Source organism: Sinorhizobium sp. BG8, assembly GCF_016864555.1.
GTDB lineage: Bacteria > Pseudomonadota > Alphaproteobacteria > Rhizobiales > Rhizobiaceae > BG8.
Map to the genome: position 1 here is coordinate 3250433 of NZ_CP044011.1, position 18408 is coordinate 3268840.

18 protein-coding genes are annotated in these 18408 nt (G+C 62.8%); 4 read left to right on the top strand and 14 right to left on the bottom strand.

Going from position 1 to position 18408, the window contains the following annotated elements:
- Nucleotides 1–6: 6 nt before the first annotated feature.
- Both F3Y30_RS15340 and F3Y30_RS15345 read right to left on the bottom strand, forming a co-directional pair.
- Nucleotides 7–1080: a hypothetical protein gene (locus F3Y30_RS15340; protein WP_203423550.1), complete on the bottom strand. Its 1074-nt coding sequence runs from the start codon at nt 1078–1080 to the stop codon at nt 7–9.
- Between the two features lie 643 nt (nt 1081–1723).
- Complete coding sequence (locus tag F3Y30_RS15345; RefSeq protein WP_203423552.1) at nt 1724–2308, bottom strand: hypothetical protein; 585 nt, start codon at nt 2306–2308, stop codon at nt 1724–1726.
- A gap of 132 nt (nt 2309–2440) precedes the next feature.
- Here F3Y30_RS15345 and F3Y30_RS15350 point away from each other — a divergent pair, with 132 nt between their 5' ends.
- Nucleotides 2441–2992, top strand: a complete 552-nt coding sequence (locus F3Y30_RS15350) for an isochorismatase family protein (protein ID WP_203423554.1) — start codon at nt 2441–2443, stop codon at nt 2990–2992.
- 9 nt (nt 2993–3001) lie between these two features.
- On the opposite strand, the gene F3Y30_RS15355 is transcribed toward F3Y30_RS15350, so the two are convergent.
- Both F3Y30_RS15355 and dusA read right to left on the bottom strand, forming a co-directional pair.
- Complete coding sequence (locus F3Y30_RS15355) at nt 3002–3571, bottom strand: J domain-containing protein (protein ID WP_203426635.1); 570 nt, start codon at nt 3569–3571, stop codon at nt 3002–3004.
- A 472-nt stretch (nt 3572–4043) separates the two neighbouring features.
- Nucleotides 4044–5177 (bottom strand): tRNA dihydrouridine(20/20a) synthase DusA, encoded by a 1134-nt coding sequence (gene dusA / locus F3Y30_RS15360; RefSeq protein ID WP_203423556.1) that lies wholly within the window; start codon nt 5175–5177, stop codon nt 4044–4046.
- Nucleotides 5178–5527: 350 nt separating this feature from the next.
- On the opposite strand from dusA, the gene F3Y30_RS26620 reads away from it, so the two are divergent.
- Nucleotides 5528–5656: a hypothetical protein gene (locus F3Y30_RS26620; RefSeq protein ID WP_281435386.1), complete on the top strand. Its 129-nt coding sequence runs from the start codon at nt 5528–5530 to the stop codon at nt 5654–5656.
- 320 nt (nt 5657–5976) lie between these two features.
- Nucleotides 5977–6507, top strand: coding sequence for a gamma carbonic anhydrase family protein (locus F3Y30_RS15365; RefSeq protein ID WP_203423558.1), 531 nt, complete (start codon nt 5977–5979; stop codon nt 6505–6507).
- Nucleotides 6508–6535: 28 nt separating this feature from the next.
- Here the strand turns inward: F3Y30_RS15365 and F3Y30_RS15370 are convergent, their stop codons facing one another.
- The 3 genes from F3Y30_RS15370 to F3Y30_RS15380 are packed head-to-tail and all read right to left on the bottom strand — an operon-like array spanning nt 6536 to nt 8710.
- Complete coding sequence (locus tag F3Y30_RS15370; protein ID WP_281435464.1) at nt 6536–6937, bottom strand: Fur family transcriptional regulator; 402 nt, start codon at nt 6935–6937, stop codon at nt 6536–6538.
- Nucleotides 6937–7770, bottom strand: a complete 834-nt coding sequence (locus F3Y30_RS15375) for a metal ABC transporter permease (protein ID WP_203423561.1) — start codon at nt 7768–7770, stop codon at nt 6937–6939. The genes F3Y30_RS15370 and F3Y30_RS15375 overlap by 1 nt, the downstream gene beginning before the upstream one ends.
- Nucleotides 7763–8710, bottom strand: a complete 948-nt coding sequence (locus tag F3Y30_RS15380; RefSeq protein WP_203423563.1) for a metal ABC transporter ATP-binding protein — start codon at nt 8708–8710, stop codon at nt 7763–7765. Before F3Y30_RS15380 ends, F3Y30_RS15375 begins: the two co-directional genes overlap by 8 nt.
- Before the next feature lie 101 nt (nt 8711–8811).
- On the opposite strand from F3Y30_RS15380, the gene znuA reads away from it, so the two are divergent.
- Nucleotides 8812–9798: a zinc ABC transporter substrate-binding protein ZnuA gene (znuA, locus tag F3Y30_RS15385; protein ID WP_203423564.1), complete on the top strand. Its 987-nt coding sequence runs from the start codon at nt 8812–8814 to the stop codon at nt 9796–9798.
- Nucleotides 9799–9874: 76 nt separating this feature from the next.
- On the opposite strand, the gene F3Y30_RS15390 is transcribed toward znuA, so the two are convergent.
- The 7 genes from F3Y30_RS15390 to F3Y30_RS15420 form a co-directional block, all read right to left on the bottom strand.
- On the bottom strand, nt 9875–10216 hold the full coding sequence (locus F3Y30_RS15390) for an RcnB family protein (RefSeq protein WP_246752757.1): 342 nt from the start codon (nt 10214–10216) through the stop codon (nt 9875–9877).
- A gap of 116 nt (nt 10217–10332) precedes the next feature.
- Entirely contained in the window at nt 10333–11952 is a 1620-nt protein-coding gene (locus F3Y30_RS15395; protein ID WP_203423566.1) for a glycoside hydrolase family 43 protein, read from the bottom strand.
- Between the two features lie 90 nt (nt 11953–12042).
- The gene (gene mgrA, locus F3Y30_RS15400) at nt 12043–13074 is read right to left on the bottom strand and encodes an L-glyceraldehyde 3-phosphate reductase (RefSeq protein WP_203423568.1); all 1032 of its coding nucleotides are present in this window, start codon (nt 13072–13074) and stop codon (nt 12043–12045) included.
- Between the two features lie 124 nt (nt 13075–13198).
- Nucleotides 13199–14335 carry a Gfo/Idh/MocA family oxidoreductase gene (locus F3Y30_RS15405; RefSeq protein WP_203423570.1) on the bottom strand — a complete coding sequence of 379 codons (1137 nt, stop codon included), beginning with the start codon at nt 14333–14335 and terminating at the stop codon, nt 13199–13201.
- Between the two features lie 102 nt (nt 14336–14437).
- Complete coding sequence (locus F3Y30_RS15410) at nt 14438–15199, bottom strand: sugar phosphate isomerase/epimerase (protein ID WP_203423572.1); 762 nt, start codon at nt 15197–15199, stop codon at nt 14438–14440.
- 32 nt (nt 15200–15231) lie between these two features.
- Nucleotides 15232–15921 carry a D-lyxose/D-mannose family sugar isomerase gene (locus F3Y30_RS15415; RefSeq protein ID WP_203423574.1) on the bottom strand — a complete coding sequence of 230 codons (690 nt, stop codon included), beginning with the start codon at nt 15919–15921 and terminating at the stop codon, nt 15232–15234.
- Nucleotides 15908–18388 carry a glycoside hydrolase family 2 protein gene (locus F3Y30_RS15420; protein WP_203423576.1) on the bottom strand — a complete coding sequence of 827 codons (2481 nt, stop codon included), beginning with the start codon at nt 18386–18388 and terminating at the stop codon, nt 15908–15910. Before F3Y30_RS15420 ends, F3Y30_RS15415 begins: the two co-directional genes overlap by 14 nt.
- Nucleotides 18389–18408: the final 20 nt, after the last annotated feature.

Here is an 18408-nt window from a genome sequence, read left to right on the forward strand (position 1 = left end):
TCTCCCTCAGGGTCTCTGCTCCGCCGCGGCGAACTGCCGGGCTCTTTCGATCCAGGGATCTCCCGGCGGATACAGCGCCGCCGTGTCCCGGATGAAATCGAGGACGGAGCGGCCAATGGCAGACGCCTCCTCCCCCGGACCGCGGCGCTGCATTTCGCTGAGCCTGCCGAGGATGAGAAATTGCGCGCCCGTACGGTTGTAGGAGTTGATTTCAAAGGCCCGCTCGAAGCGTTGAAGGCCGGATTGCCCCATTTTTTCCTCGGTCACGCCGAGGAGGATCAGGCTGTCGACGAGGATGCTGCTGGGCAGGTCCGGCCGCTCCACGATCCCGAGCAAGGCGGTTCGCGCACCCTGCCAGTCGCCGCGGAGGTAGCGCAGCAGTGCCTGGCAGAATTGGTTCGCCTGGATGTTCTCGCGGTCGAAGTCGGTCAGGTGGATCCAGCCCGAAAGCCCGTTTTTGTCCAGCCGGATCCGTATGCTGTCCCGCAGGATGGTACCGAAGGTGAAGGTTCCGTCGACATGTCCGACGACTTCACCGCCTTTGGCGCTACCGTAGAGCGGCATGCCATCCGGGCTGCTGAACTTCTGCACGAGATCATCAGACACCCGGAAGGGTTCGAAATCGTAGAAGTGCCCCGGCAGGCCGAGCCCGATCTCGATGCGCGCGCCATCGCTGAGATTGCGCGCCACCCGCCAGAACTCCGGGCGTACGCTTCGCCGCTCGGCCAGTCGCGTGACTGCAAGGTAGGACTGCACGACGTAACCGGTGCCGTAGGGCGTGACGCTGCCCCAGATCACCACGTCGGCCCGCGTCGAGGGCCGCATCGCCCGTGCAGTCGCCGACTCGTAGCTGCCGCCCTCGAGCGGGTCTGCCCCGTAGAGAACCCACACCCCCTTTTCGCCCGGGCGGTCGAAGGCCTTGATGAGCTCGAAATAGAGCGTGGTCATCATGCTGTCGCCAACGCTGCCCGGACCCGCGAACTGGCCGACCAGGACGCGCAGAGGCTCGCACCGTGCGCCGCTCCAGGACAGCAGCAGGGCAAGAACCGCGAGTATAGGCGCACGCAGGGCGTTTCGCATCTAGGGGCCCTCGTCCCGAGGCCGGAAACGACATCGGCCTGGATCGCCTGAAGCGCCGGTGCCATCGGTCCGTTGGACCTTCGGGCAATGTCGTCAAGCAGGCCCTTCGCTGTCTTCAGCAAGGCGGAAATGTAGTCCGGGCTCAATCCTCGGCGCTTGGCATCCTTGGCCAGGCAATAGAGGATCATCAGCGTGTGGCTGTCCCGGTTGTTGGCGAACTCCTGCGGACCGATAAGCGCCTCTATCGTGACGACCTGCGGATTGCCGTTCGGGATCTCGCCCGCAAGCGTGAACCGGCTGAACGCGGTGAACTCGGGCCCGCTGCCGGGGAAGATCGTTCCCTGCAACACGCTGACGATGTCGCCGTGGTTGTCGATCCAGCGGATCGCCTGGTTCGGATTGGCCAGCGTATCCGCGCCGTAGGCGGTGATCTTGAAGCTGGAGAGATGGCTCCCGTCGGCGGGCATGGGTGCCGTACCATCGAAGACCTGGGCCGCAAGATTGGCCACGCGCTGGTCGAGAACCCCGCGCAGGATATCGAATTGCGTCCTGTCGCCGCGATAGTCGAACAACGCAATCTCGGCGGCGCCGAGCCTGGCCGGTCCCGTGGCGGTTGCGATCCCGGCGAGGATGAATAGGAATGTCAACGCTCTGGACATGGACACTCCCGCACGATCGGAATGGTCTCTCCCGAGAAATTCCTCCAGGTCGCGGTCAGCCTGTATTTGCAGGCTTTCACCTTGCTGCCCATCGGCAGGAAGAACCACGCCGAGCCCTGGTAATGGGCGTGATAGACGATCGTCTGCGCCGCGTCTCCCGGATTGATCGCCCTGACCGGCCCTGCCTCGGGACGGGTCTCATAGTCCACCTTTTGCGGCTGGCCGTCACTCAGGAGTTCAAAGGCATGGCCGACCACCATTGCCGGACGCTTGCCGGAATTGATGAACACCGCCTCGATCCTGTCGCGCGTGCACTGGGCCAGTTCCATTTCGATCCTCCCTGCATTGCCCACAGTCACCAGCGCCAGCATCGATCCCGCGATGGTCACGAGCGGCAGGAGCGCCGCGGGCGCCGCAAGAAGGGAGATCCAGGTGGTTACGCCGTGCATCCAGTTCTGGTGGGAGCCGCAATGCGTGCACTTCTTCGCGCCGAGTGCGATTGCTTCGCGACAAACGACGCAAGGCTGTGTGGGTCGCGCTCCGATTTTCGGATTGCTGCGCAGCGTCATGACACACCCCGGAAACACCGGGAATCATCGGCTCATCCTGGCCGAAGTCAAGACCGTTGCCCGGCACCTGCGCGCAGCCCGGCATGCCATTATGACCTTGCCATCGCGGTCCTATGCGCTAGGTCTCAACTCATGACAAACCCCGACACGTTTCCGCCCGCTCCCGTCGTCGTGATAGACCTGCAGACAGGGATGTTCGATGGTGTTGCCGAGCCTCCCCTGCATGGAGCAGACGCACTTGTCGCCCGCGCCCGAGCGGTCATCGAATGGGCGCGGCTTTCTGGCCGCGAGGTTGCTTTCATCCGTCATGACGGGCCGCAGGGCGATCCGCTGGAGCCGGGTGCCCCCGGTTGGTCCCTATGGCCGGCGCTCGGCCAGCGGGACGACGAGCCTGTCTTTTCGAAGTCCGAGGGGAACGCCTTCAGCAATCCAGCCTTTGCTGCCTGGGTGGCGGATCAGGGCGCTCGGGAGATTGTGCTCCTCGGTGCGCAGACAGATTTCTGCGTGGCAGCGACGGTCCGCGGCGCGATCGATGCCGGCCTTGGCGTAACGGTGGTGTCGGACACCCACAGCACAGTAGATGGTCCCGGCGAAGGCGCTGCAACGGTCATCGACCGGCACAATGCGGCCTTCGCCGCCGCCGGGGCCAAGCTGCTCACCGCCCGCGCGCTGACGGAAGGCTGATCCTTGCGCCTATTCCGCCGCCTCGCTCTTCGAAATCTGGGCTTCCAGCTCGTAGGAGTAGCCTTCCAGCATCGTGTAGGCCTGCTCGATCGCCTCGATCTGGGTCTCGGCGTTGCGGATCGCCTCGGCGATGGAGTGGCTGCGGGCGCGCAGCATCGAGCCGAGGACATCCGTCCCCGGCCGCCGGCCGAGCCGGTCCATGTGCTGGCGCACGCGTGCACGATGGCGCTCCAGCTCGAGAATGTGGACGCGGCTGCGCACGATGTCGTCGGTGAGCTTGCGGCGCATCGCCGCGACGGGATCGAAGCTGCCGGGCTCGCGTTCGTCGAGAATGAAGTCGTTGACCAGCGGCTCCAGCATCATCAGCCCCTGCAGGTCGCGCGGATCGGCGAGCTGCGGATCGTAGCCGGTGTCGTCGTAGACGCGGCGGCGCACCGGATCTTTCAGGAGATCGTAGGCGGTCTGCAGCCTCGCGAACTGTTCCGCGTCGCCGCCCGAATCGGGATGAGCACCCTTCACCGCCTTGCGGTAGGCCGTCTTGACGGCCTGGTCATCGGCATCGCGGTCAACTCCGAGCATTGCATAGGGATCGATCACGCAGCCACCTGTTCTTCTCGCATTCCAACACCTGTCCCGCCCCCCGAAGTAAAGGCTTGCCGGGCTGTCATCAACCCCGAAGCACCGGGCGGCGGCGCCATGTTCGACCGCAGAGGGGACGAAATTGTGGACGGAATTCGACTGTCCACGCTTTCCCCGCGCCCCAGGCCGCAACTGACGCCCGGACTGTCTCATGCGAACCAGCGCCGCAACGCTGCCATTCGCCCGGTTCGCGCTGCTCCTCCATGCATTTTCCCCGCCGGTTCCGTGGCGACTACAATGTTCCGCATCCGAACAAGCACAGGGTAAGTATCCTGCAACGAGGTCCAACCGGCACATGAGAACGACGAAGACGCGGAAGAGGATGAAGCAAGCAGGCCTAAACGTGCTTCAGGAGCGACCACGGTGCTTTTTGAGAGCGTAACCCCTTCCCCGGAAGGAGCTTGCCCGCGCCCTACTCTGCCGCCTGTCTTGCCGTTCCGGCTTCCTGGATTGCCGCGAAGGCATTGGCGATCACTTCGCTGCCGGCGCCCGGCCGCGTCGCCTCTGAGGAAAGGATCTGCCGGTAGCGCCTTGCCCCGGGATATCCCTGGAACAGGCCGACCATGTGGCGCGTGACATGATTGAGCCGGCCTCCGCCCGCCATCACGCGTTCTGCATAGGCCATCATAGCGTCGCGCACCCCGTCCCAGTGGGCAGGATCCCTCGACCCGCTGGAAACGCCCGCGACGCCATCTTCCTGTTCGGTGCGGCTGCCATGGACCGGAATCGGGAAGAGCGCATCGACGCCGGTCAGCATGCCGCTGTCGTGATAGGCCGCACGACCGAGCATGACGCCGTCGAGCGAAGGGCCCGCGTTCGAAAGGTCGTGCGACACCTGCCCGACGGCAGGTTCCGCAGATACGGCACCCCGATTCATTTCCTCAAGCGCCTGACTCAACGCATGAAGTCCACCATTCAAACCAATGAAGAGATTCGCGTTTTCCGCCTTGAGCCGGCGCACGAGATCATAGTCGAGCGGAGGAATGTCGCGGTTTTCCTTGGGGCTCAGACCCTGGAGCCAAGCCTTTCGCGCATGAACCCAGACCGCATCCACGCCGGCGGCCCGAACGCGGGAGACGAGATCCCGCAACGCCACCTCGGGGTCCTGGTCATCGACGCCGATGCGGCACTTCACCGTGACGGGGATCTTCACCGCCGCCTTCATCGCCGACACGCAATCGGCAACCAGCTGCGGCTCGCGCATAAGGCACGCTCCAAAAGTGCCGGACTGCACCCTGTCGGACGGGCAGCCGACGTTCATGTTGATCTCGTCGTATCCGAACGCCTCGCCGATCCGCGCCGCCTCCGCAAGCTTCTGCGGGTCGTTTCCGCCGAGCTGCAGCGCAACAGGATGCTCGACATCGTCGAAACCAAGCAGCTTCTCGCGGTTGCCACGCAGGATAGCGTCCGCGACGATCATTTCGGTATAGAGCAACGCACTGCGCGAAAGCTGGCGCGCGAAGAAGCGAAAGTGCCGATCCGACCAGTCGATCATCGGCGCCGTGGCGAAGATCTTCGTCCCGGTACTCAGAGCTTCTTTATACATTTCAGCCACTTGTTCATTCTTCAACGTGTTCGATTTGCTACCCGCTCCGCTCCTTTGGGCCTGTTCCAGCTGTTCTTTTGCCACAAGGAGCAGACCACAAGGGCCGGATAGAAAGGGAACGATATCTGAGCCGAGGCGGCGCGGTGGATCAAAGGCTTATACTGCACGGATCCGCATAAGGCGATACGGCGCGACAATTCATAGCAAAGCACTTCTGAATTGAAGGTTGGGAGAGAAAGTTCAGGCGACGGACAGCGAACCGTTCACCCCGAAGATGGCCACCATAATCGCAGTGTTGTGACTGGCGATACCTCAGCCCTCAGCGTTAGGCTTTCCTAACGGAGGGAATCATGAAGCGCACAATCGAGTTGATCGTGTTGGGCGGGCTCCTGGCCTTCATCGTTGCCATGGTTGCTCCAAACGCCCAGACACCCGAGGAAGTAAACAGGATGTCGGTCGACTGGCCTGTCAGCGAGTAAGCTTATTGATGTCGGTCAGAGCATCGCATCGGCCCTCTCCGCATCCTCGGGCGTCTTCAGCGAATTCTTCGCTGAACTGAAAATTCCCTGTTGTGTTGTTCAGGGGATAATCGATGAAAAAGGCCTTCGTCCCCTTCTGAAGAGCACCAGGTTGTCGTCTCAAGGATCGCAAGTCGCCTCTGGAAAAATCATGTAGTCGGAGGCAGTGTCCGGATGGCCATCTCACAGGCTTCACTTGATTGCGGGAGATACTATAAGTGGCATGTGAAAGCCGGCCGCGTGGGCGGATGGCAGCGTTGCGCCAACGACAGGACCCGACCATGCCGCTCTATGCACTCGACGATCTCTCTCCGACCCTTCCCGCCGACGACCGGTACTGGATCGCCCCGGACGCGGCCGTCATCGGGCAGGTGATCATCGGCGAGGATGTCGGTATCTGGTTCGGCGCCGCCCTGCGCGGCGACAATGAGCCGATCCGTCTCGGTGCCCGCACGAACATCCAGGAAGGTGTCGTCATTCACACGGACCCCGGAAAGCCGGTGACGATCGGCGAAGGGTGCACGATCGGCCACAGCGCCATCATCCACGGCTGCACCATAGGCGACAACTCGCTGATCGGCATGGGCGCGACAGTTCTGAACGGCGCGGTCATCGGCAGGAACTGCCTCGTGGGTGCGAATGCGCTGGTGACGGAAGGCAGGGAGTTTCCCGACAATTCCCTGATTGTCGGATCGCCAGCGAAGGCAATTCGCGTCCTCGATGACGAAGCGGTCGAACGCCTCAGGGCTTCGGCCGAGAATTACGTCAGGAACTGGAAGCGCTTCAAGACCGGGCTGAAGCGCCTGGACTGAGCGCAAGCGGCACAGCCTGACCCACGCCTCACGCGCAGCCGCTGCAGTGTCCGCGGATCTCGATTGTCGTCTTGCCGCTCAGGAAGTTGCTGTCGCGTGCGAAGTTCTTGAGCCGTTCCTCGATCACCGGATCATGGAACTCGGTCACCTTGCCGCAAGTCTCGCAGATCGTGAAGGCGGTCAGTCCATGACCGTGCGAGCAGCAGCCCTCGTGCTGGTGGGCACAGGCGACAAAGGCGTTGATGCTCTCGAGCCGGTGCACAAGCCCGAGGTCGACCAGCTTGTCGAGCGCCCGGTAGACCTGCAAGGGTGCCCGCATGCCGTCGTCGCGCAATTTATCGAGAATCGTATAGGCGCTGAGCGGCGCTTCCGCGTGGGAAAGGACGCCCAGCACCAGACCCTGGTTCTTTGTGAGTTGCTGTTCCGCAATCATCGGGACGCCCCTCCTGCCCGGCCGTCGATGGTCAAGTGGGCACTCCGGCGCCCCCACGGCAAGAGGCTAAGCATGAACAGCCCGAGCGCCGCAACGACGATCGACGGACCGGAAGGCGTATCGAAGTGGAGCGAGCCGAACAGACCGCCCACCACCGCCAGAATGCCGAGCAGGGACGCAAGTATCGCCATGACCTCCGGGCTCGACGAGAAACGCCGCGCCGTCGCGGCAGGGATGATCAGCAGCGATGTGATCAGGAGGATGCCGACGATCTTCATGGCGATCGCGATGACAAGTGCCATGAGCAGCATGAACCAGAGGCGTGCCCTCTCCGGCTGCAGGCCCTCGGCCTCGGCGAGCTCTGGATTCACCGTCGAGGCCAGCAGAGGCCTCCAGAGATACACGATAGCGAACAGCACGAGAATCCCGCCGCCCCAGACGAGGTCCACGTCGGCTTCGCTTACGGCAAGGATATCACCGAACAGGAACCCGACCAGGTCGATCCGCACCCAGGTCATGAAGGAGACCATGACAAGGCCGATCGCAAGCGTCGCATGAGAGAGAATGCCGAGTAGAGCGTCCGTCGAAAGCGAGCCCCGCTTCTGGAGCAGGAGCAGCAGCAGCGAAACGACCGCCGCGACCACGAAGACGCTGATCATAAGGTTGAAATCAAGCAGGAGGGACAGCGCCACGCCGAGAAGTGCCGAATGGGCCATCGTGTCGCCGAAGTACGCCATGCGCCGCCAGACGACGAAGCAGCCGAGCGGCCCAGTCGTGAGTGCCAGCCCCGTGCCGGCGAGCAGCGCCCGAATGAAGAAGTCGTCAAGCATCGCGCTGCCCTTCCAGATTTTCCCCGCCCTTTTGACCTGCAGTGGAATGATCGTGCCCGCAACCGCAGTCAGGACCATGTGTATGGACGATTCGCATGGGCCCGGCACGGGTAACGCCGCCATCGGCAGCGGCGTGATGGTGGCCGTCGTCCGGATGGCAATGATCCGTCACCGAACCGTCGGCATGCAGGACGCGGCCATCCGGAAGGTGGGTGTGGTCGTGATGGTGGCTGTAAAGGGCAAGCGTCTGCGCGGCTCGGGTGCCGAAGAGCCGAAGATATTCCGGGCTCTGGCTGACGGCCGCCGGTGTTCCCCGACAACATACATGGCCGTTCAGGCAAACCACGGTATCGGTCTCGGCCATGACCACATGCAGGTCGTGCGATATCAGCAGTATTCCGCAACCCGTGGTGTTCCGGATGGTCTTGATGAGATCGTAAAGCGCGATCTCCCCGGAAAAATCGACACCCTGGACAGGTTCGTCGAGGACGAGGAGGTCCGGATTACGGGCTATGGCACGGGCCAGGAGCGCGCGCTGGAACTCTCCGCCCGACAAATGCTGGACTTCCGCCCGCGCCAGATGCCGAATGCCGACGGCTTCGAGAGCGGCGTCCACCTCACGCCCCTTGAGCGGCCCCGTCAACGTCATCAACCGGTCGACTGAAAGCGGCAGCGTCCAGTCGACTGCAAGCTTCTGGGGAACGTAGCCGACCTTCAGGCCGGGTTTGCGTACCACGATCCCTTCGTCCGGCTTCGTCACGCCGATCGCCGTCTTGGCAGTCGTCGATTTGCCCGAACCATTCGGGCCTATGAGCGTCACGATCTCGCCGGGCGCGATGGAGAAGTCCACGCCACGCACCAGCCATCGCCCTTGCCGGTGTACGCCGACACCGGAGAGCGACACGAGGGGTGGCGGACCGTTGGGATTGGATTGCAGCATCAGATTTTTCCGAGACGACGATTGCCCCTTGCTATGACATACGTTACAGCATAACACAACATATGTAATAACATTACACTACATCCAAAAGGGATTGACCCATGAAGACTATTGCCCGCCTTTTCCTCTCGGCTGCCACGCTTTTCGCAGCCGCCGGCAGCGTACAGGCGCAATCTCCTAGCGTCGTTGCCTCCATCAAACCGGTGCATTCACTGGTCGCCGCAATCATGCAGGGCGTCGGCGAACCAGCCCTCATCGTCGATGGAGCCGCCTCGCCCCACACCTACAGCATGAAGCCCTCCAAGGCCGCCCTGCTGCAGGACGCGAACATGGTCTTCTGGGTCGGCCCAGGGCTCGAGGCGTTTCTCGGCAAGCCTCTGCAATCGCTCGGAGCATCGGCAGTTGTCGTGGAACTCGAAGACGCGCCAGGTCTCGAAAAGCTGAAATTCCGCGAAGGCGGTGCCTTTGAGGCCCACGACCACGGCGATCACGAGGCGCAGGAGGCCCATCACGAAGAAGGCGAGCATGCGCATGAACAGGAGGACGGGCACGATCACGACCATGGCGGGTTCGACATGCATCTGTGGCTGGACCCGGCCAATGCCAAGGCGATGGCTGCGGAGATCGAGAGAAAGCTGAGCGCGGCGGACGCCGCCAACGCCGCGACCTACAAGGCTAACCTGGCCACGCTTGATGCGAAGCTGGACGCGCTGGATGCGGAGATTGCCGAGACGGTCGCCCCGATAAAGGAGAAGCCCTTTATCGTCTTCCACGATGCCTATCAGTATTTCGAGCACCGCTACGGCTTGCGCGTGGCCGGCTCGATTACCGTCAGCCCCGAAACGATGCCGGGCGCCGAACGCATCTCCGAGATCCACAAGAAGATCGGGGATCTGGGCGCCACCTGCGTCTTCGCAGAACCGCAGTTCGAGCCCAAGCTGGTCAACGTGGTCATCGAGGGGACCCCTGCGCGATCCGGAACGCTCGATCCGGAAGCCGCGACTCTGACCGAGGGACCGGAACTCTATTTCGATCTGATGAAGGGGCTCGCGGGATCGCTCAAGGAGTGCCTTGCGACAGAAGGCTGATTGGCGGGGCAATGGCGGCGAAACGCTGCCATTGCCCAGTTAGAGCGGGCGGACCTGTTCCGCCCGGCGAGGTAGATCAGCGGACGGCCGTAAGACCGACGATGAGGCCGGTCGCAAAATTGACCAGCAGGAACTGGTCGTCAACCTTGACCCAGCGCTGGTCGTGACGCGGCTTGGCCAGCCGGTAGCGCTTGTAGTCACGCTGGTCGACGTAGTGGCGGCGCTCGTTGGACGTGATCTTCTGGCCGCGGTCCCAACGCTTCTTCTTGATCACCACCTTCTGGCCCGGAGCCGTCTTGACGGTCTTCTCGATCGTGACATGGCCACCATGCCTATCGCCGTTCCGGTCGTTGGCCTCAGCCACGGGTGCGCTCAGGACGCCGGCGGCTACCAGTGCTGCGAGGAACGTTTTCATCATCCATTCTCCATTCGTTTTCGGACGCCCGAGGAATAGGCCCGCGAAACTGAACGGAAAATGAATTTTATATTACCTTTTCGTAACCTTTACCGAAGCTTAAAATGATATTCTAATGTTCAATATTCATCCTGCGCAACATATGTGAACCAGTCGAAATCCGCAGGTCTTGCGCGTCCGGACGTATCGAAGGCGAACATTCCGACGAAGGCTCCGGTGAAGGAACCATGCTCGCCGCGCCCGCCCTCGTCGGAGACAACGCCCGCATCGAGGGCAGGTCCGATGGCGGCCCAGCGATCATCGCCGCTGTGGCGCCAGAAGAACTGGAGAGTGTTTCCGTCGACCGCGGCACGAAGCTCGATCGGCCCCTCTCCGACCGGGACACCGCTTTCCGCCGGAAAGGTCAGCCGGCTGTCCGGATAGTCGCCTGCGCAGGAAAAGATCGTCACGACCGTGCCAAGCCTTTCGTGCAGCGTGACAGCCACCGCATGGAACTTGTGGCGGTTGTAGTAGTGGGCCAGCCCGGCAGCCTGCTGATAGGTGTCCGGGGCGAATTCGACGACCGTCTCTGCGCGAAATGCATGATGCTCCTGGCGCCTGGCCACCAGCGACTGCTCGAACCAGCTGCCGATGCTCTCGCGGCCGAAGAGGCGCAGATGGCCCGGCCGCTCGGCAAGAGAGAACAGCCGCTCCGGCTTTGGCGTGCGCAGCCACTGGAAATCGACCGGCAGCTCTGCCTGCTCAAAATCGTACTGTTGCCCGGAGTGCTGCACCGCCAGACTGGCCCCAAAGGGCGCGCTCACTTCAAGCGCGGGCACGGGCGTTCCGTGCTCCAGATAGAGCCAGCCGTCGTCGCGCCAGACGCATTTCTGCAGCGCCGTCTCGCGGCCGAGCGTGCATCGTCTCTTCGGCGGCAGCGGCCTGCCGCACAGGTGCGTATGATAGGCCTGTCCGTCCGGCGTCTCCACGTACTGGCCGTGCCCCGCCCGCTGGAGAGGTGCATCGGGATAATCCCTGGCGGTGATCAGATGCGTGTCCGGATGCGTCTCGTAGGGACCGTCGATCGTCCGGGAGCGCGCCATCGTCACGGCATGGTCATAGCCGGTCCCACCCTCGGCGGTCGTCAGATAGTACCAGCCGTTCCGCTTGAACAGATGCGGCCCCTCTACGAGGCCGAGCTGGCTGCCGGCGAAAATGTTGCGAACCGGCCCGACGAGGGATCTGGCGGCAGGGTCCCACTCCTGCAGCAGGATGCCGTCGAAGGCCGGCGATTTCGGCGCACCACCGTAGCTTTCGGTGCGGTGGTTCCACTGCATGTTGAGGAACCACTTGCGGCCGTCGTCGTCATGGAACAGTGAGGGATCGAACCCCGACGAGTTCACATAGGCGGGATCGGACCAGTCGCCCTCCACGGAGGGTGCGGTCACGATGTAGTTGTGCGCGTCCTTGAAATTGCCGTCGAAGCGTTTGACGTCGGTGAAGACGAGCCAGAACAGGCCGTCTGCATGGGAAAGGCACGGCGCCCACACGCCGCAGCTATCCGGATTGCCGCGCATGTCGAGTTGGCTCGCCCGCTCCAGCGGACGGCGGACCAATCGCCAGTTCACGAGGTCCCGGGAGTGATGGATCTGGACACCAGGATACCACTCGAAGGTGGACGTGGCGATATAGTAGTCATCGCCGACCCTGCAGATGGACGGGTCCGGATTGAAGCCCTTGAGGATGGGGTTACGGATCAATGCAATTCCTCCCATGTCGACAATCGATTTGCCGTACGTACATCAAGTGCCTCCCGAAAAACGCCCGGGCCGAAACCCGGGCGTTTTGCGTCACTTGAGTTCGGCAGACTTGGTCCAAAGGTTGATGTCGGCCTCGCGGGCATAGAGATCGATTTCCGCGATCTCCTCCGCCGTGAAGTCCGGCCTTTCGAGTGCGGCGACGCAATCGATGATCTGCTGAGACCGGCTTGCGCCGATCAGTGCCGACGTGACGCGGCCGCCGCGGAGCGCCCAGGCGATGGCCATCTGCGCAAGCGTCTGACCGCGCTGTTCGGCGATGTCGTTCAGCTTGCGGATGTTGTCGATGATTGCCGGCCGGATGAAGTCCTTCTTGAGGAAGTGGTTCTGTGCCGCGCGGCTGTCGGCGGGGATGCCGCCGAGATACTTCGTCGTCAGCATGCCCTGCGCCAGCGGCGAGAACACGATCGAGCCGATACCGAGTTCATCGAGCGTGTCCAGCAGATGATCCGTCTCGATCCAGCGGTTGAGCATCGAATAGCTCGGCTGGTGGATGACGCAGGGCGTGCCCAGGTCCTTGAGGATCGCAGCCGCCTCCCGGGTGCGCTGGGCGTTGTAGGAGGAAATGCCGACATAGAGCGCCCTGCCCGACCGCACGATGTAGTCGAGCGCGCCGCAGGTTTCCTCGAGCGGCGTATCCGGATCGAAGCGGTGCGAATAGAAGATGTCGACATAGTCGAGCCCCATGCGCTTGAGGCTCTGGTCGCAGGAGGCGATCAGATACTTGCGGCTCCCCCATTCGCCATAGGGTCCCGGCCACATGTCGTAACCTGCCTTGGAGGAGACGATCAGTTCGTCGCGAAGGCCTGCGAAATCGGTCCGCAGGATCTCGCCGAAGGCCGTCTCGGCCGAACCCGGAGGCGGTCCATAGTTGTTGGCGAGATCGAAATGGGTAATCCCGAGATCGAAGGCCGTTCGGCACATGTCGACCTTGCGCTCGTGCGGCGTATCGCCGCCGAAATTGTGCCAGAGGCCGAGCGAGACTGCCGGAAGCTTTAGCCCGGAGCGGCCGACACGGTTGTACTTCATGGTTTCGTAGCGGTTTTCCGCGGGTACCCAGGACATGTGATGTTCCTTCTCGTAGCGTCAGATCGAATCGGCTGCACTTTACCCCCTCCGTCGCGCCACGACATCTCCCCCCTCGTGCGAGGGAAGCCGTGGAGGACGGAGGGGCGTGCCGCCGACTGCCTCACTCCCGAAGCAGCGCTCTCGCTTCCTCGATGCCGAGCGCGGCGGGCTGCGTGCACGTCGTCGTCAGTTCGACGAACCGCCCTTCGGCACCGGATTTCAGGATCGAGACAAGGACGTCTACCCCGTGCAGCGCCCGATCGAGCGAGCAGCGCGCATCGCGTCCCTCGATGATCGCCATCGCAAGATCGGCCAGTCCGGCCGTGCGGTAGTTGGCGCGCGGTCCGCCGGGATGCTCCTGGTTGTCGACGCTGAAAGGATGCTCCCAGGGATCGATATGACTGATGTCCTTGTCCCGCCCGCTCGCCTCAACGGTACCGCCGAAGAAGTTGGGATCGGGAATGAACAGCGAACCGTCCGTACCATAAAGCTCGATGTTGGAGTGGCGGTGGGACCACACATCCCAGCTCGCACCGAGCGTGACCGTCGCACCATTGTGGAACTCCAGGAGCGCGTGAATGTTCGTCGGCGTCCGGACGGGGATGACTTCACCCTTGCGAGGAGCGCTGGAGATTGTGCGGGTCGGCGATGCCATCGAGGTCAGCGCAGCCACTCGCTTGACCGGGCCAATGAGGTTCACAAGCGCGGCGATGTAGTAGGGTCCCATATCGAGGACTGGCCCACCGCCGGGCAGGAAGAAGAAGTCGGGATTGGGGTGCCACATCTCCATGCCGGGGCTCATCACGTAGCAGGTACCGGACGTCACCCGACCGATCTTGCCCTCGTCGACATAGCTGCGGGCGAGCTGGTGGGAGCCACCGAGGAAGGTATCGGGTGCGCAACCGACCAGGAGGTTCCTCGCCTTGGCGAGCGCGCGCAGCTCCTCGCCCTCTTCGAGGGAGAGTACCAGCGGCTTTTCGGAATAGACGTGCTTGCCGGCCTCCAGGATGCGCTTGGAGACCGGGAAGTGCGCGTCGGGAATGGTGAGGTTGACGACAATCTCGACTTCGGGATTGGCAAGCAGATCCTCGATCGACTGCGCCTTCACGGCGTATTCGGCAGCACGCGCCTCCGCGGCGGCCATGTTGATGTCGCTGCAGGCCACGACCTTGATTCCCTTGAAGAGTGGCGCAAGCGAGAAATAGGTGGTGGAAATGTTGCCGCATCCGATGATGCCGACGCCGAGTTCCCTGGTCATTCTATCGTCTTTCGTTTGGCGAGCCTTCCTTTCCGTTGCAGTTGGACGGGAAGGAAGGGCGCGCGGTGTCAATGATGCTCCCGCACAGGCGGGAGGCGAGTGTCAAAAAGCCTTGATGGACGCGATCGAGCGCGTGGCGAGCCTCTTCAGATCCTTCGGATTGTCGTGCTCGACGATGTAGTGGGCGACCGGCGATCCGCTGAGCGCCTTCGCGAGGTCGGGCCAGGGCGCAACGCCGTGACCGACATCGGCCCAGCCGTCCTCATCCGCATTCTCACCTTTCGGAGCGATGTCCTTGACGTGAACGGCGGTGATGCGGCTGCCATACTTCTGGATCCATGCGAAGGGATCCGCCCCGCCGCGGATAATCCAGGCAATGTCGGCCTCCCAGGAGAGGTCCGGGCCGCCGGCGAAGATATGGTCGAGCGGATAGGTTCCGTCCGGAAGCGCGAAGAACTCAAAGTCATGATTGTGCCACCCGAAAGTAAGCCCTGCCTTGCGATAGGGGGACGATGCCGCCTGCAGCCGCTCACCGAAGCCTTTCCAGCCTGCAGCGTTGCTCGGGCGATGTTCCGGCAGAATGTACGGGCAATAGATGGCCTTTATGCCGAAGGTGCGGGCGATCTCAAGCACGCGCTCAGGTTCGGCCTCCAGCATGTCCAGCCCGAAATGGGCGGTCGGCATGGATAGGCCGTTCCGGTCGAGATCCGCGCGCACGGCCTTGACCGTCGCGTCGTCCAGCGAGGCATAGAGAGCGCCGTAGCCCTCGACTTCCTTGTAGCCAGCCTCGGAGATGATCTTGAAGACCTCCGGGAAAGGCTGGAAATTGCGCGCGCTATAGAGCTGGAAACTGACGTTCTGCATGTAGTACCTCCTTCGGCCCGGGCATTCGTTCCCTAGGCCAGCCACTTTTCATAATCCGAGACCAGCAGGCGAGCCGGCTGGCCGTCTTCCTCGATCTCCGCGAAACGGCCGACGGAATCGCGAAAGATGTTGTCGGTCCGGTCGTCGTTCACCGTCGAGACTTCCCCGACGAGGACGTCGCCGTCCTCGCCCCAGAAAGCGTGCCAGTGATGTGGCAGCAGCGTGACGCTCTCTCCGGGCGAAAGCCTGAGCCGCTCCCCAACTCCCACCCGCCGCTTGCAGCCGTCGACGTCGACGGTGACGTCCGTCTGCTCGTCGACCGATCCGTCCGCGGCCACGTTGCGTAGTTCAAGCACGAGCGTGCCGCCGCCGCGATTGATGATGTCCTCGGCCTTGACGATATGATGATGCATCGGTGTGAGCTGGTTCTCCCGCACGATCATGATCTTCTCGGCATAGAGCATGCCGCGGCCGTTCTTCAGGTCCTCGGCGGAACCGTTGCGGACGGTGAAAAGGAAGAGACCGCAGCCGCTAAAGTCCCCGGAACCAAAATCCGTGATGTCCCAGCCGAGGTTGCCGGACGCGATTGCCGCGCTGTCGCTCTTCACGCGCCGGCGCATCTCCTCTGGCGAATAGTGGGCGAAGGGCGGCAGGCGATAGCCGAACGAGCGAAAGAAGGCATCGCCTTCGGCAATGATTGCATTGATTTCACTGCGCTTCATTGGATGGTTCCTCCTCGGCACTCTGGCAGGAAAAAAGATCCAGCCAGGTGAACCTCGGTTCTAGACCGGGTTCGTTCGGACGGAAGACCAACCTTCTGGCTTGACCGGCTGTCAGGTCGAAAGCGTTGTCCGACCAGCGCCCCTCGACATCCGCCTCGAGCATGACGTGCAGTGCAAGCCTCTCGGCGGTGACAAGGATGTCGAAGGCGCCGTCCGGCCGTGCGGCAACCTCTATCCCTATGCCCGATGGCATGAGGTCGAGCGTCTTGTAGGTGGTCGCAACGTGGTGCCCCTCGCCCGCCATCCCGTTCGATGCTTCGAAGGTCCAGAACAGAAGCTCGCCTTCCGGGATATCGCTGGCGGGCACGGAAAGAAGTACTTCGGCCCTGTCCGGACCGCAGACGCCCTCGGTCGCTCGGAAAGGGCGCTTCTCGCCGGCGAGTGTCACGAGCCAGGACTGGAGGTTGACAGTCACCTGCTCGGCAGTGTCGTTGACCATCGAAAAACCGATCGTCTCCCCGTCTGCGGATGGTATCGCGGCAACGGTCACCGGCTGGAAGAAACGTCGGACCATGTAGTGCATGGCCTTCCATCGCCCGCCATGGTCCAGGCTCGACCACGAGGCAACCGGCCACGTATCGTTGAGCTGCCAGTAGAGCGTGCCCATGCAATGAGGCTTTAGCGAGCGCCAGTATTCGACCGCCGTGCGTATTGCCAGCCCCTGCTGTACCTGGCTCAGATAGACGAAGCTTGCGAAATCCTTGGGGAAACGGAAGTAGCGGAACATCGTGCCGGCGATCCGCTCGTTGCCACCTGCATTCTTCTGATGCCACTCGATGACCGGCGACGATATGTTCAGGTCCTTCGAAGCGGCGAAGGTTCGCATCACCGGCATCGACGTATAGGACTGGAAACCGAACTCGGAGCAGAACCGGGGCCGGACGGACCTGTAATTGTCGAAGGACTTGTTTTCGTGCCAGACGGACCAGTAGTGCATGTCGCCCGAGCCGTCCGCATGCCATGCATCGCCGAAATCGAGATAGCCGGAGGCTGGGCTCGACGGCCACCAGATCGCACCGGGAGCAGCCTTTCTCGTCGCAAGCTCGATCGTGCGGTTGAGCCGGTCGTATGAGACGAGGTAGCGGTCGCGGTTCTGCCGGCTGATGTCGAACCAGGTGAGCGCGCCGACGAGTTCGTTGTCCCCGCACCACAGGACGATCGAGGGATGCGAGGAAAGACGCCGGACCTGGTAGTCCACCTCGGCGGCAACGTTGTCGAGGAACGCCTGGGTCGACGGATAGAGGTTGCAAGCGAACATGAAGTCCTGCCAGACCATGAGGCCCAGCTCGTCGCAGAGATCGTAGAACCAGTCGGGCTCGTAAAAGCCGCCGCCCCAGACACGGATCATGTTCATGTTGGCGTCGACGGCAGACTGGAGGAGATCGCGGACCCCATCCCTCGTCACGCGCGACGCCAGCGCATCGGCAGGTATCCAGTTGGCCCCGCGGCAGAAGATCTCCCGGCCGTTGACGCGGAGCGCGAACCGGCTGCCCGCCTCGTCGGCATCTGTCAGAAGCTCCACTTGTCGCAACCCGACCCGGCGGATGACGCGCTCGGTCGTCGTTTCCACCCGTACATGCATGAGCGGTTGCCCGCCGCTGCCCGACGGCCACCAGAGCTTGGGAGAGTCGATCCGGAACATATGCGTGATGGCGGTCTCCCCCGCCTTGACGCCGATGTCGAGCCGCACCCGCTCGTCCTCCAGGCAGAAGTAGACCGGCATCACGCCGGGTTCGTCGGCATGGAGAATGGCGGTCACGTAGAGATCAACCGCGCCATCGGCATGGTGGAACTGCCGGGTCGTCACGTGTTCGATGCGCGCGACATCGAGCCTTCGGAGCGCGATCCCCTCGTAGATGCCGAGAGGCGCCAGCGCGATGTTCCAGTCCCAGCCGAAGTGGCACTGCGGCTTGCGAAGCATGTTGCCGTTCGGAATGGGTGAGTTGAACTCGTGCCAGGGTACGAAGAACGGCAGCTCGGCCTGACGCGCCGCGCCGGCGGCGATGCTGGAATGGATGAGAACCCGGAGCGTGTTCTCTCCCGCATGGAGCGCCTCGGTGACATCGGGGCGATAGCGCAGAAAGCAGTTGTCCGTATCCTGCACGAGGATGCCGTTCACATAGACCGTCGCCACCGTGTCGATGCTGGCAATATCCAAATACCAGCTATCCTCCAGCATTTCCGGTGAAACCTCGAACGTCCGCTCGATCGCCCAGTCCTTCTCCGCCACCCATTGCACGTCGCGCTCGTTGCGCCCGGCATAGGGTTCCGGGATCACCGCGGCCGCCGCGAGCGCACTGTGAACGTCGCCCGGCACGCACATGGCGACGGCGTGGCTGCCATCCGCCGCGCTGAGACGCCAGGTCCCGGAAAGATCGATGGTGGTGATGTCCGTCCTTGCTGTCATTTTCGTGTCTTGTTCCGTCT

Excerpts from the sequence above, each read along its gene's own strand:
- F3Y30_RS15350 (WP_203423554.1), top strand. The coding sequence starts at position 2,441 with ATGACAAACCCCGACACGTTTCCGCCCGCTCCCGTCGTCGTGATAGAC.
- F3Y30_RS15345 (WP_203423552.1), bottom strand. The coding sequence starts at position 2,308 with ATGACGCTGCGCAGCAATCCGAAAATCGGAGCGCGACCCACACAGCCT.
- F3Y30_RS15420 (WP_203423576.1), bottom strand. The coding sequence starts at position 18,388 with ATGACAGCAAGGACGGACATCACCACCATCGATCTTTCCGGGACCTGG.
- F3Y30_RS15365 (WP_203423558.1), top strand. The coding sequence starts at position 5,977 with ATGCCGCTCTATGCACTCGACGATCTCTCTCCGACCCTTCCCGCCGAC.
- dusA (WP_203423556.1), bottom strand. The coding sequence starts at position 5,177 with ATGTATAAAGAAGCTCTGAGTACCGGGACGAAGATCTTCGCCACGGCG.
- F3Y30_RS15390 (WP_246752757.1), bottom strand. The coding sequence starts at position 10,216 with ATGATGAAAACGTTCCTCGCAGCACTGGTAGCCGCCGGCGTCCTGAGC.
- F3Y30_RS15410 (WP_203423572.1), bottom strand. The coding sequence starts at position 15,199 with ATGCAGAACGTCAGTTTCCAGCTCTATAGCGCGCGCAATTTCCAGCCT.
- F3Y30_RS26620 (WP_281435386.1), top strand. The coding sequence starts at position 5,528 with ATGAAGCGCACAATCGAGTTGATCGTGTTGGGCGGGCTCCTGGCCTTC.
- F3Y30_RS15415 (WP_203423574.1), bottom strand. The coding sequence starts at position 15,921 with ATGAAGCGCAGTGAAATCAATGCAATCATTGCCGAAGGCGATGCCTTC.
- mgrA (WP_203423568.1), bottom strand. The coding sequence starts at position 13,074 with ATGTCCTGGGTACCCGCGGAAAACCGCTACGAAACCATGAAGTACAAC.
- znuA (WP_203423564.1), top strand. The coding sequence starts at position 8,812 with ATGAAGACTATTGCCCGCCTTTTCCTCTCGGCTGCCACGCTTTTCGCA.
- F3Y30_RS15340 (WP_203423550.1), bottom strand. The coding sequence starts at position 1,080 with ATGCGAAACGCCCTGCGTGCGCCTATACTCGCGGTTCTTGCCCTGCTG.
- F3Y30_RS15380 (WP_203423563.1), bottom strand. The coding sequence starts at position 8,710 with ATGCTGCAATCCAATCCCAACGGTCCGCCACCCCTCGTGTCGCTCTCC.
- F3Y30_RS15355 (WP_203426635.1), bottom strand. The coding sequence starts at position 3,571 with ATGCTCGGAGTTGACCGCGATGCCGATGACCAGGCCGTCAAGACGGCC.
- F3Y30_RS15405 (WP_203423570.1), bottom strand. The coding sequence starts at position 14,335 with ATGACCAGGGAACTCGGCGTCGGCATCATCGGATGCGGCAACATTTCC.
- F3Y30_RS15375 (WP_203423561.1), bottom strand. The coding sequence starts at position 7,770 with ATGCTTGACGACTTCTTCATTCGGGCGCTGCTCGCCGGCACGGGGCTG.